This window comes from Caenibacillus caldisaponilyticus (assembly GCF_002003465.1).
Taxonomy (GTDB): domain Bacteria; phylum Bacillota; class Bacilli; order Bacillales; family Sporolactobacillaceae; genus Caenibacillus; species Caenibacillus caldisaponilyticus.
This window is the reverse complement of record NZ_BDDQ01000033.1, coordinates 1-15,252: the sequence shown is the minus strand read 5'-3', so window position 1 is coordinate 15,252 and position 15,252 is coordinate 1. Positions and strand designations below refer to the sequence as shown.

The window sequence follows — 15,252 nt, the reverse complement described above, 5'->3', positions numbered from 1 at the left end:
TTCATCATTTTTACATGTCCGACTGTGGTACAATAACGAAAAACAAACCGTTCCCGCGCTTCGTTGTGAGGTCGAAAAAGGGGTGTCTCGCGTTGTTGAAATCTTTTTTTTACGGCGTCGTCCTGTTTCTCTTCATTTTGTTCAGCGCCATCGTCGCAGGTGACTTAAAAATGGCGATGTCTTTCGCCGGCGGACTCGGCCTCGTCTGTCTTGTGTTGAGCGGAGCGTTTTCGCGGGCGTTTGTCCACGATCAAAGCGCCGAAGAAACGGACGAACCCGAAAAAGAAAAGCACATGCGCTGGAAATGGACGGTGCGCACGTGCTTGTTTGCCCTGCCGAATTTGGCGGGTGCCGCGGCTGTTTTCCTTTATCTGACCGGACCGAATGCCCTGTAACCGAGAACCGGCGATCGCCGCGAAGATTTTAAAGCCTTTCGCCTGCGCTTTTGCGGGCTGAGCGCGGGTGATCGGCATTTCTTTTTATGGCGAAGAGCGGCAAAGGTAGTGCCGACGCTCGAAGCGTTGCGTTCCGCCGTCGGCGGGAGTAAAATTGGACGGAAACCGCGCGAACGGAGTTTTCGTCTCCGCATGGCTTTATCGTTCTTCCCATTAAAAAGATGTGATGGGAAAGGGAAAACGGTAAAGCCCGACCCCGCGGGGCGAGGCCGGGTCCGCCCGCGGAGTTCGGGCCGAAGCGCTGAGCCGCTGTCGGGTTTTGGCGTCGGGCTTTGCGCACGCCTCGATGAGATCAACCGACCGCGACGGATTGTTCAACCCTTTCTTTAATGATGACGCCGCGTTTTTCCATTTCTTTAATATAGAGGTCACCGGGAACGATGTTTTCCGGAGCATAGACGCCCCGTTTGGATATCGTTCCGGAACCGATCATCTGGGCGACCACCGAAATCGTATAAGCCGTTGAGCGCGCCATGGCGGTCACGCGGTTGGCTTTGTCGTTATAAGTCGTCATTTCGAAGATGTGCGTTTGCGGTTGTCCGCCTTTGACGCCGGAGACGATGACCCTGAGCAGGACGACGTCATCCTTGTCGCCGAGGTCGAGGATCGGGTCGAGAACTTTCAGCATCACCTCGCGCACGCTGACGGGCCGCCCGTCGATTTCGACCGTTTTATCCCGTGAAGTTAAACCGAGATCGACGAGCAATTTAAATTTTTCCGCATGGCCGGGGTAACGGATCGTTTTGTATTCCAAGTTTTTTAAATCCGGATAGGATAAGGACAACGTCGATGTGCCGCCGGCGGTATGGAAGGCTTCGAGCGGTCCGAAATTTTCGAAATAAACGGTTTCGATTTCCGAAAGCGACGGAACTTCCATTTTCTTTCCGTCCCGGATGACGAGCGACGGGTCGGTGTAATGGTCGAAAACGCCTTCAATGGAAAAGACGTGGTTGTATCCGAAGGGCGGTTCGGGCCGGACGGGAATGCCGCCGACCATCAGTTTGATCGTTTCGGCGCGGTCGAGCTTGCTGACGCCGTAACCCGACAGAATATTGATCATCCCGGGGGCGACGCCGAGATCGGGAATGATCGTGACGCCGGCTTGGACGGCTTCATCGTGCAGCGCCAGCACCTTTTCGGTCACGTGGCCGATATGGCCGCCGAGATCGACCGAATGCACGCCGACTTCGACGGCCGTGCGGGCGACTTTTTCATTGAAAGCGTAAAACAGGGCGTTGACGACGACGTCGAAGTCCTTCATGAAATCCTTGAGCTGCGCGTCATTGCTGGCATCGACGCTCGCCGGGCTGATGTTGGAACGGTTTAAAGTGTGACAAACTTGTTCCGCCTTTGCCAGATCGATATCGGCGATGACGACCTGTTCAACCCCAGGGCTGTTCACGAGGTCGCGCGCGGCTTCTTTTCCCATCAAACCTGCTCCCAATACAGCAACTTTCATAAAAACCATTCCTCCTTGTCAAAGATGATTTCGCTAGATCGGGCACCGCTTGAAGACCCAATTTTTCAATCCGGCGATGCCGATTGAACGCCTTTCCGTCTTTAAGTTTTAATTGTTGTCGATTTGCGCGCGTTGCAGTTTGCCGCTGTAATCGACGTAAACGCTTTTCCATTCCGTAAAGACGTCGAGCGCGGCAATGCCCGAGTCGCGGTGGCCGTTGCCCGTCGCCTTGGTGCCGCCAAAGGGGAGGTGGATTTCCGCTCCCGTCGTCCCGGCGTTGATGTAGACGATGCCCGTATCCAGTTCCCGCATGGCCCGGAAGGTTTGATTCGTGTCTCGGGTAAAAATCGCGCTCGACAAGCCGTAGTTGACTTCGTTGTTGATTTCGATGGCTTCATCGAGACTGTCCACCGCGAGGATCGAGAGAACCGGGCCGAAAATTTCTTCTTTTGCGATGCGCATGTCGCGCGTCACATCGGTGAAGATGGTCGGTTCAAAATAATAACCGGAGTCGAGCGCTCCGCCTTCGGCTCTGCGGCCGCCGCACAACAAAACGGCCCCTTCGCTTTTGGCGACGTCCATGTAGGCTTCGATTTGTTTTAAGGCTTTCTCGTTGATGACCGGACCGATATCGACGGATTCATCGAGGCCGTCGCCGATTTTCAGGCTTTCCACGCGCCGGACAAGGCGTTCTTCCAATTCCGCCTTCACGTTGCGATGAACGATGACGCGGCTGCACGCGGTGCACCGTTGGCCGGCGGTGCCGAATGCGCTCCAAATGATGCCGTCGACGGCGAGGTCGAGGTCGGCGTCATCCATGACGATGACCGCGTTTTTCCCGCCCATTTCCAACGAAACGCGCTTTAAGAGTTTGCCGGCGCGCCCGTTGATTTCGCTGCCGACTTCCGTGGAGCCGGTGAAGGAAATAATGTCGATGCCGGGGTGTTCCACCATGGCGCGCCCCACCGTGCCGCCCGACCCGTAGACGAGATTGACGACGCCTTTGGGCAGGCCGACGGCCTCGAAAATTTTTACGAATTCATAAGCGAGCGCCGGCGTGTCGGTCGCCGGTTTCCAAACGACCGTATTGCCGGCGACGAGAGCGGGAAATATCTTCCAACTGGCAATCGCGATCGGAAAGTTCCACGGTGTAATCAGTCCAGCGACCCCGACGGGAACGCGCAAGCTCATCGCGTGTTTATCGGGGAGCTCCGACGGCACGGTCTGCCCGGCGAGACGGCGGCCTTCTCCGCCCATAAAATAGGCCATATCGATCGCCTCTTGGACTTCGCCGCGGGCTTCGGCGATCACTTTGCCCATTTCTTGCGTCAAAAGGCGGGCGAGCGCCTCTTTTCGCTCGCGCAGAATTTCGCCGATGCGGAAAAGATATTCGCCGCGTTTCGGGGCAGGCACTTTCGCCCAAGATTTTTGCGCTTCTTTTGCAGCGCGGACCGCTTCGTCCACATCGCGCTCGGTCGATAAAGTGACGTAACCGAGCACCTCACCGTTGGCCGGATTGATGTTCGCCACCTTTTCTCCGTCGGGATTCGCTTTCCATTCCCCGTTGATGTAATTTTTGTAGACGGTCGCTTTCACGGTGACATCCATGTGATAAAAGCCCCTCCTTCGACAAAATATAAGAAAACGCTTACAAAAAATGGATTCTTAAGATTGTCTATTGAGCAACAATATGAACATTTCCATTATATGATAATTGCCGCCCCGAATCAATATCTATCAGAAAATCGATAAGCGAACGTCAATTCAGTAAAGGAGATTTATTCAAAAAATCAGTTGAAACTCCCGTAGGGTGCCATATAATGGGGGTATGGATCTCCATGCAAAAAGAGGATTTGCCAATCTGAAACGGGGGAGTTTTCGTGAAACATCCTGCCGCCAAGCGGGCGGAGGCGTTGCCGCCGTATACGTTTTCTAAAATTCAAGCCAAGAAAAAGGCCTTGGTCGAACAGGGCCTGGACATCATCGATCTCGGCATCGGCGATCCGGATTTGCCGACACCGGGCTTCATTAAGGAGCGTTTGATCAAAGAATTGGACGACCCGGCCAACATGCGCTACTCGCCATTTGACGGAACCCGGGAATTTCGCGAAGCGGTGAGCACTTTTTACCGGCGCCGATTCCAGGTCGATCTCGATCCGGATACGGAAGTGTTAATGCTCATCGGATCCAAAGAGGGGCTAGCTCATCTCGTATTATCGATGGTCGATCCCGGGGATGCCGTGATCGTTCCCGATCCGAGTTATCCGGTTTACCGGATGGCCGCGCATCTTGCCGGCGGCCGCATATATGACTTAAAACTTCGTGAAGCATTGGGCTTTCGCCCCGATTTTCGCGACATCCCGCAGGACGTGTTAAAACGGGCGAAACTGGCGTTTTTAAATTATCCGGGGAATCCGACCGGCGCGACGGTTGATCTCGCGTTTTTTGAAGAGGCCGTCGCCTTCTTCGCCGAACACGGCATTTGGCTCGTTCATGATTCCGCTTACAACCTCGTGACGTTCGGGGATTATCAAGCGCCAAGCGTCCTGCAAGCGGAAGGGGCCAAGGACGTCGCCGTCGAATTCGGGTCTTTGTCGAAGGCCTTTAACATGACCGGCTGGCGGATCGGATACGCCGTCGGCAATCGCCGCGTGATCCAGCTGTTAAAAACCGTGAAAAGCAATGTCGATACCGGGCAATTTTTGCCGATCCAAAAAGCGGCGGCCGCCGCGTTGACGAGCGATCTGAGCGTTTTGGCGACAAGGAACGCGATTTATGAAAAGCGGGCCGACGTCATGATTCAAGCCTTAAAAGCGATCGGTATGTCGCTGCAAAAACCAAAAGGGAGCATCTTCCTTTGGGCCAAAGTCCCCGATGGCGAAACGTCGGCCTCGTTTTGTGAAAAATTGCTGGAAGAGGCCGGCGTGATCTTGACGCCAGGTTCGGCGTTCGGACCGAATGGGGAAGGGTATTGCCGAATTTCCTTGTCCGTTCCGGACGAACGGCTCGTTGAAGCGGCCGAACGCATCCGGCGGGTGACCGATCGCTCGTGATGTCATGGAGGCACAAGGAGAGGTGATGAGGATGGGCGAACGGATGACGGCAGCGGAAGCGATCGTTCGCTGTATGGAAATCGAAGGAGTGACACATGCTTTTTGTGTCCCCGGGGAAAGTTATTTGCCGATTTTGGATGCGCTTTATCAGCATCCGACGATTCAACTTTTTGCGGCGCGGCACGAAAGCGGTGCGGCATTTATGGCCGAGGGGTTTGCGAAAGCTTCCGGCCGTCCGGCGGTCGTCATGGCGACGCGGGGAGTCGGCGCGGCCAACTTGAGCATCGCCGTCCATACCGCCCGCCAAGACTCCACGCCGATGGTCGTGTTTCTCGGACAAGTGCACCGAAGGTTTTACGGCCGCGAAGGGTTTCAAGAAATGGATGTCGAACGTTTTTTTGCCCCGATCGCCAAGTGGGCGGCGGAGGTCCGGGATCCGGAGCGCGTGCCGGAACTCGTGCAGCGGGCGTTTCGTACGGCGATAACCGGCCGTCCCGGTCCGGTCGTCCTTGCGTTTCCGGAAGATCTGTTGCCCGTTGAGATCGAGCCGGCCTTCGCCGAAGCGGCGCAACCGTTGCGGCCGCATCCATCCCCGCAGGACATCGCGAGGGCCATCGACTGTCTCAGTCGCGCGGAGCGGCCGGTCATCATCGCCGGCGGCGGGGTCAAGGCAAGCGCCGGCGAAACCGCTTTGCAACGGTTTTCGGATGCGACCGGGATTCCGGTGTTGGCGGCGTTTCGCCGCCATGACGTGATTCCGAACGATCATCCGCATTATGTGGGGCACGTCGGGCTCGGGACGCCATCCCCGATTTTGAAAACGCTTCAAAATGCGGATGTCGTCGTCGCGGTCGGCACGCGGCTTTCAGAAGTGACGACACAAGATTACAGCATCCTCGCTCGCGGACAAACATTGATTCACATCGACATCGATCCGGAGGCGATCGGTAAAGTCTTTCCAGTGGCCGTTGGCATCGGCGCGGACGCCCGCGCGGCGCTTGAAGCCTTACGCGCTGCCGCACGCGACAAGCTAGCGCCGTCCAAGTGGAAAAATTGGACAAGCGAACGACGCCGGGCCTATGAAGAAGCATCCGCCTTGACGGATGTACCGGAAGACGATGATCCGTCCGGCTGCAATATGAAACGCATCATGAAAATATTGTGCGCGTTATTGCCTAAAGATACGATCATTGCCAATGACGCCGGAAATTTCGCCGGCTGGTTGCATACGTATTATCCGTTCGTCAAGCCGCAGACGTATGTCGGTCCGACGTCCGGCGCGATGGGCTACGGATTTCCCGCCGCCCTCGGCGCGAAACTGGCCCACCCCGATCGCTGGGTCGTGTCGTTCTCGGGGGACGGCGGGTTCGCGATGACGATGCAGGAGTTGGCGACCGCCGCCCATTATCGCATCCCGGTGCTGGCGCTCGTCTTTAACAATGCGATGTACGGGACCATTCGCATGCATCAGGAAATGCGCTATCCGGGACGCGTCGTGGCCACGGGCTTGAGCGAAGTCGATTTTGCCGGCGCCGCCCGCGCCTTGGGCGTGGATGGCCATCGCGTCACTTCATCGGAGGCGTTTGAACGGTTCTTGGAGCGTCTCGTCGACCACCCGCTCACCGCTCCCGTTCTCATCGAGGTCAAGACGGATCCGAACGCGATCGCCGTGAACGCGACGTTGTCCGGTTTGCGGGCTTCTTCAATAAAACCTTGAAGATCGCCGGAAGGATGCGATAAGGACATCGGCCGAATCAGCGGCCGATTTTTTTTGCATCCCCCAAAACGAGGCTCCGTCCTCGCCCCATTTCCCATGGACGGTGAAAGGCGAACATGGGGCGTTCCCACATGGCGCCGTCGTCATATTATAAGACGGGGAGGGAAGCGCGTATGCTACCGGTGTTTTCTTCAGAACGCCTTGTATTCCGGCCATTTCAAAGAGCGGATGTGCCCGCCGTCTTCAAACTTTTTTCAGACCCGGAAACGATGAAATTTGACGGCGGCGAAACGATGAAACATCTTAGCGAAGCCGAGTGGCTGATCGATGCTTATACGCATTTGGCGCCGGATGCCCGTTCGATGCGTTGGGCGGTTGTTTTAAAGGATGGCGGGCATTTTATCGGATCGGCAGGTTTTCACCAGATTGATTGGCATCACCGCCGCGCGGAGATCGGCGGCGAAATGCTGAAGCCTTATCGCCGCAAGGGATTGGCGACGGAAGCGATGTACCGCTTGATCCGCTTCGGTTTTGAAAACATGGGTTTTCATCGGTTGACCGCGATGGTGTCGCCGTTTAATCATGACGCGGAAAAGCTGGTGCAACGCGGTCCTTTTGTCATGGAAGGCCGGTTGCGCGAGTGGGAACGATGGGGCGGTCGCTGGATCGATCTTAAAGTATACGGCCTATTGCAACACGAATGGCGCCGTGGAGTCAATTAAAATTCATACTTTTGTAATAATTGACTGGTCATTTGGTCATAATGTTATGTATAATAGATGGTGAAAGAGGGGATGAACATGAGAAAGCGACTTTCTTTCAAAGAATTAATCACCAAAAATAAGTCTGAAATATTAAAAGATAATATCGCGTTGGAAAAAATCGAGTCCAAAATTGAAAAAAAACATACATCGAAATCGTGACCGTTCGGACTCGAAAACAGCGGCGTCTTGCCGCTGTTTTTCTTTCATAAAGAAAAACGGTTTGGATCCGGGCGAAATAAGTGATATGGTAAAATGGAGGCGGGTCCGCAGAGCTGACTCGCGGAACCGGGAACGCAATCATTGGAGATGAGTTTCTGCATGGCTTTCGGGGTACAACCGAAGGAATTAAAAAAGTGGAAAGAGCGCGTCGAAAAAGGGGAAGTGGCGTTGCTCACCCATTATTGGTACGATCCCCGCTTTCCTCAATACCGGACGGTGACGAAAGCGGGTTGCAGCAATTTGAAAAAACTGATCCGTTGGGGCAAAAAATACGGATTGAAGCCGCAGTGGATCGACAAGCGAAACCGCTACCCCCATTTTGATTTAATGGGAAAAAAACAATTGGACATTTTGCGTGCGGAAGGTTGCACGGACCAAATTCATCGATTTCGTTTGGAGGAAATCCGGGAATGACGCTTCACGAAACAAGGCTCAGCGAAGCGAAACGGAGGGCGAAATCAAAGCGAAAGCGCATCATCGTCGGGTTCCTTATTCTCGCCATGGTTTTGCTCATCGGCACCGGAATTTATTTTTTCCACGATGCGCTCCCGTTCGTCGATCGCGGGGCAAAATCATATGAAACGTTCAAAACGGTGCTGCCGCCCAAACAAATCTCCCTCCACATGACGGCGATCGGCGATTCGCTCACCATGGGCGTCGGCGATGCGAACGAAGAGGGCTATGCGGGACGGACCGCCGATAAGCTGAAACACTCCGATTGGGTGTCCCGGCTGTCTTTTAAGGATTACGGCGTCAAAGGGGACACGACCGATGATCTGCTAAAGGTTTTAAGCCGGAACGACGTTCAAGAAGACATTCGAAACTCCGACATCATCCTCATGACGATCGGCGGCAACGATCTCGTCAATGTGTTGAAACGAAATTTGACGACCGTTCAACTTGACGATTTTGAAAACCGCCGCGTCGCCTACCTGAAAAATTTAAACAAAATCCTTAAGGCGATCAGGGATTTGAACGATCGGGCCACCCTTTATTACATCGGCCTCTATAATCCTTTTGAGGATCTGTTTCCGGAGTTGAACGATCAGATCGAGGCGATCATCAACGAGTGGAATCAAGGTTCGAAGACCGTGCTCGAGCTTTATCCGAATACGGTCTTTATCCCGACCTATGATCTGTTTAAAGGGAAGGTCCCGGATGTTTTGTCCGACGATCATTTTCACCCGAACGCCGAAGGGTATCAATTGATCGCCGATCGCTTGGTCAAGGTGATCGAGAAAAAGTAGCCGGTGTTGGCTGGCATTCAAGTCAAACGGCCTGGGGGACGTTCATCTCCTATGAATCGTCCCCATGTCGGGCATGCAAAGAAAAACCACCGCGCAGAGGCGCGGTGGTTTTTGCTTAGTTGGACAGCGCTTTGGTGAAATCCATCGGTTCAAGGCCCAATTTTTTCGCGACGTCGTTGAATTTCGTTTGGAAGGAATCGAACGACGGTTGCGCAGCGCTGCTGATTTTCGTCACGGCATCAGCCAAGGCTTTGCCGTCTTTAACATTGGCATTGGCCGCGGCGGCTTCCGCGCGTTTGGCAAAGGAATCCTTCAAATCTTTTAACGCGGCTTCGAGATCCGTTTTGTAATCCGACAGCGAGTCGGGAACGGTTACGTTGTCAAGCGCCGAAGCGGAATCTTTCGTTTGCGCGAAAGCGTCTTTGACGTCTTGGGCGACATAAGCATCGCCCTCAGCGCCGGCATAGCCGTCCAATACCGCATAGGGCGCATAAGCTTGCGAAATCGCTGTTTGAACATCAAAGGCAAAATTGCTGAGCTCGCCGGCCAATTGTTTTTTCTTATCCGTGTTGTTTTCTTTTTTGGCTTCCGTTTTTTTGTCGTCCGATTTTCCGTTGGAGCTGTCGTTGCAGGCAACGACGCCGAAGACGAGCGCAAGCGCCATCACGAACAGCGCCAGTCCTTTGACGGACCTATTCATACACGATCTCCCCCTTGAAATGGTAAACATACGGCTAAAGTATAATTCAAAATTTAATATAAGTAAAGAAAGATTTAGATTAGCTTGCCAAAGTTTGCGGGACAAAAAGGAAGAAAAACGGAAAATATGGGAGAATGGGAAGGTTTTTAAAGATTTTATATCCATGGCGGCGGCAACGTGATAAAATAATCATGATTATGCGAATTAAGCATTTAATGACATCACGCCCCGGTGTCGGCGGGACGGCGATGCGACGAGGAGGATCGTCATGATATTGGTGAATGATCGCTTCGTGGAGAGAACCGAAGCGACGGTGGACATCGAAGACAGGGGATATCAGTTCGGCGACGGCGTGTATGAGGTCATCCGCGTTTACGGCGGGGCGCCTTTTTTGCTTGATGAACACATGGCGCGGCTCGCCCGCAGCCTGCGGGAAATTCGGCTGGAGCCGCCGTATGGAATCGATGAACTCACCGATAAGATTCGCCGCCTCATCACCCTCAATGCGCTCGGCGACGGCATTGTTTATCTGCAAATCACGCGCGGCGCCTCGCCGCGAACCCATGGTTTCCCGAAGAATGCCCATAGCGTGTTGACCGCCTATACGCAAACGTTGGACCGCCCGCTTCAGGCGTTGCAAGAAGGCATCCGCGCGCATTTGACCGAGGACATTCGCTGGTTGCGCTGCGATATCAAATCTTTAAACCTTTTGGGCAGCGTGTTGGCCAAACAAGAGGCTCTTGACAAAGGGTGTGCCGAAGCGATTCTCCATCGCGGCAAGACGGTGACCGAGGGGAGCGCTTCCAATGTGTTCGCTTTAATAGGCGGGGTTTGGTTTACGCATCCGGCGAACCATTTGATCTTGGACGGAATCACGCGCCGCTCCGTCCTGCGGATCATGCAAGAGCTCGATATGCCCGCCAAGGAAGAAGCCGTCACGGTCGAGCAATTACTGGCCGCGGAGGAACTCATTGTGACGAGCACGACGCAAGAGGTGATGCCGGTCGTCGCGGTGGATGGGCGGCCGATCGGCGACGGATCCGTCGGCCCATGGACGCGCCGACTTCAAGAAGCCTTTGAAGCGGCGATTCGGGAAACGGCCAACCGGTCGTCTTAAAAAGCGGCGGGCAAATGGAATGAAACCGGCATAGAATGCCGGTTTTTTTATTTGATCAAAATATTTGTTTGGCTTCTTGAAGTTTTTGTTGGGCCTTTAAAAGTTGCTGCTGGGCGGTTTCCACATGTTTTTTTTCCGCGTCGTCGTTGAGGTTTTGCAACGTTTCCGTCAGCGTTTGTTGGGCCATTTGTATGTTTTGCGCGGTTTCTTGGTGAGCGCGGTTGTTTTCCATTGCCTGGGCATGGATGACCGATTGGAGCGCGGCCTGTAAGTATTGCTGGGTTTCTTGCAGCGGTTTCAATTTTTTCTTCGATTGCAGCTGATCGCTACTGACCATGTGCGTCCTCCTTTTCTTTCTGAGTGCATACCGGCTTTTATAATTTGACGCGGCGCGCAGCATCCGAAACGTAAAGGTTTTTGGTGCCCGTGGCGGATTCTTCCTTTGCCGTGCGTGCATAAACCGTTGCGGATGTTTGAAAACTAAACCAAATCCAATTTGTGCTGGAGGATGTCCGATGGAAGAAAACAAAACGATGGAGGTCGCTGCGCTCGCCTCGATCCCGTTGATCATGACCCTCGGCAATTCGATGCTCATCCCGGTGTTAACCATCATTCAAAACAAACTCGACATCAGCCCTTTTCAGTCCAGCTTGATTATTACGGTGTTTTCCGTCGTCGCCATCGTGTTCATTCCGATCGCCGGATATTTGTCAGATCGCATCGGGAGAAAAAAAGTCATCATTCCCAGCTTGGTGCTCTCGGGGCTTGGCGGTCTCATCGCGGGGGTGGCGGCCATGTTTTTGGCGCACCCGTATTGGTTCATTTTACTCGGACGCTTGCTTCAAGGCATCGGATCATCGGGGGCTTTTCCCGTCGTCATTCCTTTGATCGGGGATCTTTTTAATAATGAAAAAGCGGTGAGCAAAGCGCTTGGCATTTTGGAGACTTCCAATACGTTCGGCAAAGTGCTCAGCCCCATCCTCGGTTCGCTTTTTGCTGCGATCGTCTGGTATGCCCCTTTTTTGGCGATCCCCGTCCTCTGTTTGATTGCGATCGCCATGGTCGGTTATTCCGTCGATGTGCCGCCTAGGGACGAGCAACCGAAACCGTTCCGAGCCTTTGTTGCCGAGACCTTTGCCGTTCTTAAACAAAAGGCTCACTGGTTGATCGCGGTTTTTGTCATCGGCGGCATCATCATGTTTGTCTTGTTCGGCACGCTATTTTATTTGTCGGAAATTCTCGAGAGCGATTACGGCATTAACGGCGTCCGCAAAGGATTCGTCATCGCCATTCCGTTAGTGGCGATCTCGGGCGCTTCCCTGATCACCGGCACGAAAATCGGCAAAAATAAACGATTGATGAAATGGATGACGCTATCCGGCATGGGCGTCCTCGCCGCGTCGATGGTGCTGCTCAGCTTTCAACCGAGCGTCCGGTTGTTCTTGCTGTATTTGTTCATCGGCGGGATCGGCATCGGCGTCACGCTGCCGAGCATTGATTCCTTTGTGACGGAGGGGATTGAGAAGGAAAATCGGGGCACGATCTCGAGTTTGTACAGCAGCATGCGCTATATCGGCGTGGCGGTCGGTCCGCCGCTTTTTGCCACGCTCATGAAAGTGTCGGTGCCGATCATGTTTCTCGTCGCCGCCGCAACGGCCGCCGCCGCTTTATTGCTATCTTTATTCGCCATCCGGCCGGGGTCATCGGATAAAGGAGAGGAAACCCCTGCTGAGCGACCTTCCAATGAAGGCAAATTAAAGCCAATATGATATGATAGAATAGGCCGCCGCGTCAGAGACCGCAGCTTTGTTGGCCCGCTGGAGCCATCTTTTCTAGAGGGGCTCTGCAAGCGGGGGACCGCGTGATCGGCCATCTTCCGGATCGTTCATAGCACATCTCGTCCGTCGCCGGCGGATGGCTCCGTTGGATGCGCGCGGTGCCGGAGCGATGCGGAAAAAGCGGCTGCGCCAATATATCAGACGACAACGCTGGATGGAACAGAAAGGAGAAGGCTGATGAAACTTGGATTAGTCGGTCTCGGAAAAATGGGCTATAACCTCGGCCTGAATTTTATGGATCACGGCCACGAGATCGTGGCTTATGATATTAATAAAGAGGCGGTGGACCGCCTGGCAGCGGACGGGGCGACCGGAGCCTATTCCCTGAAGGAAATGACGGAAAAACTGGAAAATCCAAAAATCGTTTGGCTCATGGTTCCCGCCGGCCTTGTGGACGATGTGTTGAACGATTTGGTCCCGCTGCTTTCGGAAGGCGACATTGTCATCGAAGCCGGCAACTCCAATTACAAGAAGTCGCTGCAAAGATATGAAGCCTTAAAGGCGAAGGGCATCGCGTTTATCGACGCGGGCACGAGCGGCGGCGTGTCGGGTGCGCGCCATGGCGCCTGTTACATGATTGGCGGCGACAAAAAAGCTTTTTCGCTTGTCGAACCGCTCTTTAAAGACACGGCGGTCGAAAACGGCTATCATTTTACGGGACAGCCGGGAGGCGGCCATTTCTTGAAAATGGTACATAACGGCATCGAATACGGCATGATGGCGGCCATCGCCGAAGGCTTTGAAGTCCTCGAAAAAAGCGAATTTGATTTCGATTATGAAAAAGTCGCCCGCGTTTGGAATCATGGTTCGGTCATTCGCAGTTGGCTCATGGAGCTGACGGAAAACGCGTTTTCCAAAGACCCGAAACTCGAAAGCATCCGCGGGGTGATGCATTCTTCTGGAGAAGGGAAATGGACGGTGGAAACCGCGTTGGATTTGCAAGTTCCGACACCGGTCATCGCCTTGTCGCTGATGATGCGCTATCGGTCGCTTGAAGAAGACACGTTTACAGGGAAGGTCGTCGCCGCGTTGCGTAATGAATTCGGTGGGCACGAAGTCGTGAAGAAAGAAAACTGAGCCGTAACAGCGCGCCACGGCGTGTGCGGATCGTTTTCTTTCGGTAAAGCGGGAGGTTGCCCAAAGAGGTTGAAAACTGAATGAAAGTCAAAAGAGGCTGGGACAAAACCCAGTAGGCTAAATTGAAAAGAGTGGTACCCACCAAAACATGTTGGTGAAGGTACCACTCTTTTTTATTGGTTTTCAGAAGTCAAATAAGGATACCTTCTGATAAAATTAAAATATAGCCAATTTACTTATCGGAGGTATCCTTTTGTTTCAATATTATAACATGAATCAAGTGGTTTTGCCCCTAGATTTAGAAATTAAATTAAAAGAAAATGACATCGCCTTTCATATTCACCACCTCATCGAACAGATTCCTGATGAAGCGTTTGAAGCCTTCCTGCGTGATACGGGTCGTCCTTCCTATCATCCTCGTATGATGATGAAGATTATTCTGTGTGCCTACAGCCAATCCGTATTTTCTGGAAGAAAAATCGAAGCCCTCCTCCAAGATAGTGTTCGGATGATGTGGCTGGCACAAGGCTATGAGCCAAGCTATCGAACGATCAATCGTTTCCGCGTTCATCCCGAGGTTCAAGAGTTATTGCGCCAGTGCTTCGTGCAATTTCGTTGTCAGCTCGTGAAAGAAAAACTCATTGACGACGAAGCCATTTTTATTGATGGCACCAAGATTGAAGCCAATGCCAATAAATTTACCTTTGTTTGGCGTAAAGCCGTTGAAAAATACAGTGCGGCTTTGGTCGAAAAGTCCAATCAAATGTATGATGAATTATTAGAAAAAGAGATTATTCCAGAAATCGAAAGAGAAAACTTAGTGGAATTATCTATCCAAGAACTCGCCGAGGTTGTTGAAAAGCTTGATGAAAAAGTTGAAGAATATGACAAAAAAATCGAAGCAAGTGAAGATGTAAACGAAAGGAAACAACTTCGCTCAGAGCGCAAAGTACCGAAACAATATCGCAAGCAGTTTCAAGATTTTGTGGAGCGCAAACAAAAATACCAAAACGACATGAAATTTCGGCGAACGTAACAGTTACTCAAAGATCGATCACGATGCCACTTTTATGCGAATGAAAGATGATTATATGAAGAACGGTCAACTTAAGCCGGGTTATAATGTACAGATTGCGACAGAAGGACAATTTGCGCTCGCTTATGATGTATTTCCTAATCCGACGGATACACGTACGTTCATCCCATTTCTGGATCACATCGAGAAACACTTCTTCAAACTCCCTAACTATATCGTCGCAGATGCCGGTTATGGGAGTGAACAAAATTATAAAGATGTTCTAGAGAATCGGAAACGCACACCACTCATCACTTACAATACATACCGAAAAGAGAAGAAAAAGAAAGAAAAGCAGAATCCTTTTAACGTCATCAATTGGGAATACAACGCGGAAGACGATACATTTACATGCCCGAACGGGCAAAAATTGACGTTCCGTTATTGGTCTCATCGCACAGACCGAAACGGTTTTACCAGAGAATTTAAAGTCTACGAATGTGAAGACTGTTCAGGTTGTCCGTTCCGTTCCCAATGTACCAAAGCAAAAGAAGGACATCATCGAAGAATACAATATAACCAAAAATGGGA

The 15,252-nt window shown here is 52.6% G+C and carries 14 protein-coding genes and 1 pseudogene; 11 read left to right on the top strand and 4 right to left on the bottom strand.

Annotation, left to right across the window (positions count from 1 at the left end; genetic code table 11):
* Positions 1-92 precede the first annotated feature (92 nt).
* A complete protein-coding gene (locus CCB157_RS17320; RefSeq protein ID WP_143287010.1) occupies positions 93-395 on the top strand; it encodes a DUF5316 family protein in 303 nt (100 codons plus the stop codon).
* A 352-nt stretch (positions 396-747) separates the two neighbouring features.
* Here CCB157_RS17320 and CCB157_RS10445 read toward each other — a convergent pair whose 3' ends face one another.
* The gene (locus CCB157_RS10445) at positions 748-1,914 is read right to left on the bottom strand and encodes a saccharopine dehydrogenase family protein (RefSeq protein WP_077615845.1); all 1,167 of its coding nucleotides are present in this window, start codon (positions 1,912-1,914) and stop codon (positions 748-750) included.
* 108 nt (positions 1,915-2,022) lie between these two features.
* Positions 2,023-3,522, bottom strand: coding sequence for an aldehyde dehydrogenase family protein (locus tag CCB157_RS10440; protein WP_077615844.1), 1,500 nt, complete (start codon positions 3,520-3,522; stop codon positions 2,023-2,025).
* 272 nt (positions 3,523-3,794) lie between these two features.
* On the opposite strand from CCB157_RS10440, the gene CCB157_RS10435 reads away from it, so the two are divergent.
* The 6 genes from CCB157_RS10435 (at position 3,795) to CCB157_RS10410 (ending at position 8,914) form a co-directional block, all read left to right on the top strand.
* Positions 3,795-4,967: an LL-diaminopimelate aminotransferase gene (locus CCB157_RS10435; protein ID WP_077615843.1), complete on the top strand. Its 1,173-nt coding sequence runs from the start codon at positions 3,795-3,797 to the stop codon at positions 4,965-4,967.
* Positions 4,968-4,998: 31 nt separating this feature from the next.
* Entirely contained in the window at positions 4,999-6,684 is a 1,686-nt protein-coding gene (locus CCB157_RS10430) for a thiamine pyrophosphate-dependent enzyme (protein WP_143287009.1), read from the top strand.
* Positions 6,685-6,857: 173 nt separating this feature from the next.
* The gene (locus CCB157_RS10425; RefSeq protein ID WP_158077281.1) at positions 6,858-7,406 is read left to right on the top strand and encodes a GNAT family N-acetyltransferase; all 549 of its coding nucleotides are present in this window, start codon (positions 6,858-6,860) and stop codon (positions 7,404-7,406) included.
* A 57-nt stretch (positions 7,407-7,463) separates the two neighbouring features.
* Positions 7,464-7,607: an FbpB family small basic protein gene (locus tag CCB157_RS10420; RefSeq protein WP_369688672.1), complete on the top strand. Its 144-nt coding sequence runs from the start codon at positions 7,464-7,466 to the stop codon at positions 7,605-7,607.
* A 159-nt stretch (positions 7,608-7,766) separates the two neighbouring features.
* Complete coding sequence (locus CCB157_RS10415) at positions 7,767-8,081, top strand: hypothetical protein (protein ID WP_077615839.1); 315 nt, start codon at positions 7,767-7,769, stop codon at positions 8,079-8,081.
* Complete coding sequence (locus tag CCB157_RS10410) at positions 8,078-8,914, top strand: SGNH/GDSL hydrolase family protein (protein ID WP_077615838.1); 837 nt, start codon at positions 8,078-8,080, stop codon at positions 8,912-8,914. Before CCB157_RS10415 ends, CCB157_RS10410 begins: the two co-directional genes overlap by 4 nt.
* Before the next feature lie 115 nt (positions 8,915-9,029).
* On the opposite strand, the gene CCB157_RS10405 is transcribed toward CCB157_RS10410, so the two are convergent.
* The gene (locus CCB157_RS10405; protein WP_077615837.1) at positions 9,030-9,614 is read right to left on the bottom strand and encodes a hypothetical protein; all 585 of its coding nucleotides are present in this window, start codon (positions 9,612-9,614) and stop codon (positions 9,030-9,032) included.
* A 268-nt stretch (positions 9,615-9,882) separates the two neighbouring features.
* Here CCB157_RS10405 and dat point away from each other — a divergent pair, with 268 nt between their 5' ends.
* A complete protein-coding gene (dat, locus tag CCB157_RS10400; protein ID WP_077615836.1) occupies positions 9,883-10,731 on the top strand; it encodes a D-amino-acid transaminase in 849 nt (282 codons plus the stop codon).
* 55 nt (positions 10,732-10,786) lie between these two features.
* Here the strand turns inward: dat and CCB157_RS10395 are convergent, their stop codons facing one another.
* A complete protein-coding gene (locus tag CCB157_RS10395; RefSeq protein WP_077615835.1) occupies positions 10,787-11,068 on the bottom strand; it encodes a hypothetical protein in 282 nt (93 codons plus the stop codon).
* A gap of 178 nt (positions 11,069-11,246) precedes the next feature.
* On the opposite strand from CCB157_RS10395, the gene CCB157_RS10390 reads away from it, so the two are divergent.
* The 3 genes and pseudogenes from CCB157_RS10390 to CCB157_RS10380 all read left to right on the top strand — a co-directional run.
* Positions 11,247-12,500, top strand: a complete 1,254-nt coding sequence (locus CCB157_RS10390; RefSeq protein WP_077615834.1) for an MFS transporter — start codon at positions 11,247-11,249, stop codon at positions 12,498-12,500.
* 246 nt (positions 12,501-12,746) lie between these two features.
* Positions 12,747-13,646 carry a phosphogluconate dehydrogenase (NAD(+)-dependent, decarboxylating) gene (gene gnd, locus CCB157_RS10385; RefSeq protein ID WP_077615833.1) on the top strand — a complete coding sequence of 300 codons (900 nt, stop codon included), beginning with the start codon at positions 12,747-12,749 and terminating at the stop codon, positions 13,644-13,646.
* Between the two features lie 253 nt (positions 13,647-13,899).
* Positions 13,900-15,252 (top strand): annotated as a pseudogene (locus CCB157_RS10380) (IS1182 family transposase); the annotation flags it as partial.

What these genes read in the sequence shown, in the direction of transcription:
- CCB157_RS10420 (WP_369688672.1), top strand. Translation starts at nt 7,464, where the DNA reads ATGGTGAAAGAGGGGATGAACATGAGAAAGCGACTTTCTTTCAAAGAA.
- CCB157_RS10430 (WP_143287009.1), top strand. Translation starts at nt 4,999, where the DNA reads ATGGGCGAACGGATGACGGCAGCGGAAGCGATCGTTCGCTGTATGGAA.
- CCB157_RS10440 (WP_077615844.1), bottom strand. Translation starts at nt 3,522, where the DNA reads ATGGATGTCACCGTGAAAGCGACCGTCTACAAAAATTACATCAACGGG.
- CCB157_RS10405 (WP_077615837.1), bottom strand. Translation starts at nt 9,614, where the DNA reads ATGAATAGGTCCGTCAAAGGACTGGCGCTGTTCGTGATGGCGCTTGCG.
- gnd (WP_077615833.1), top strand. Translation starts at nt 12,747, where the DNA reads ATGAAACTTGGATTAGTCGGTCTCGGAAAAATGGGCTATAACCTCGGC.
- CCB157_RS10445 (WP_077615845.1), bottom strand. Translation starts at nt 1,914, where the DNA reads ATGAAAGTTGCTGTATTGGGAGCAGGTTTGATGGGAAAAGAAGCCGCG.
- CCB157_RS10395 (WP_077615835.1), bottom strand. Translation starts at nt 11,068, where the DNA reads ATGGTCAGTAGCGATCAGCTGCAATCGAAGAAAAAATTGAAACCGCTG.
- CCB157_RS10425 (WP_158077281.1), top strand. Translation starts at nt 6,858, where the DNA reads ATGCTACCGGTGTTTTCTTCAGAACGCCTTGTATTCCGGCCATTTCAA.
- CCB157_RS10410 (WP_077615838.1), top strand. Translation starts at nt 8,078, where the DNA reads ATGACGCTTCACGAAACAAGGCTCAGCGAAGCGAAACGGAGGGCGAAA.
- CCB157_RS10390 (WP_077615834.1), top strand. Translation starts at nt 11,247, where the DNA reads ATGGAAGAAAACAAAACGATGGAGGTCGCTGCGCTCGCCTCGATCCCG.
- dat (WP_077615836.1), top strand. Translation starts at nt 9,883, where the DNA reads ATGATATTGGTGAATGATCGCTTCGTGGAGAGAACCGAAGCGACGGTG.
- CCB157_RS10415 (WP_077615839.1), top strand. Translation starts at nt 7,767, where the DNA reads ATGGCTTTCGGGGTACAACCGAAGGAATTAAAAAAGTGGAAAGAGCGC.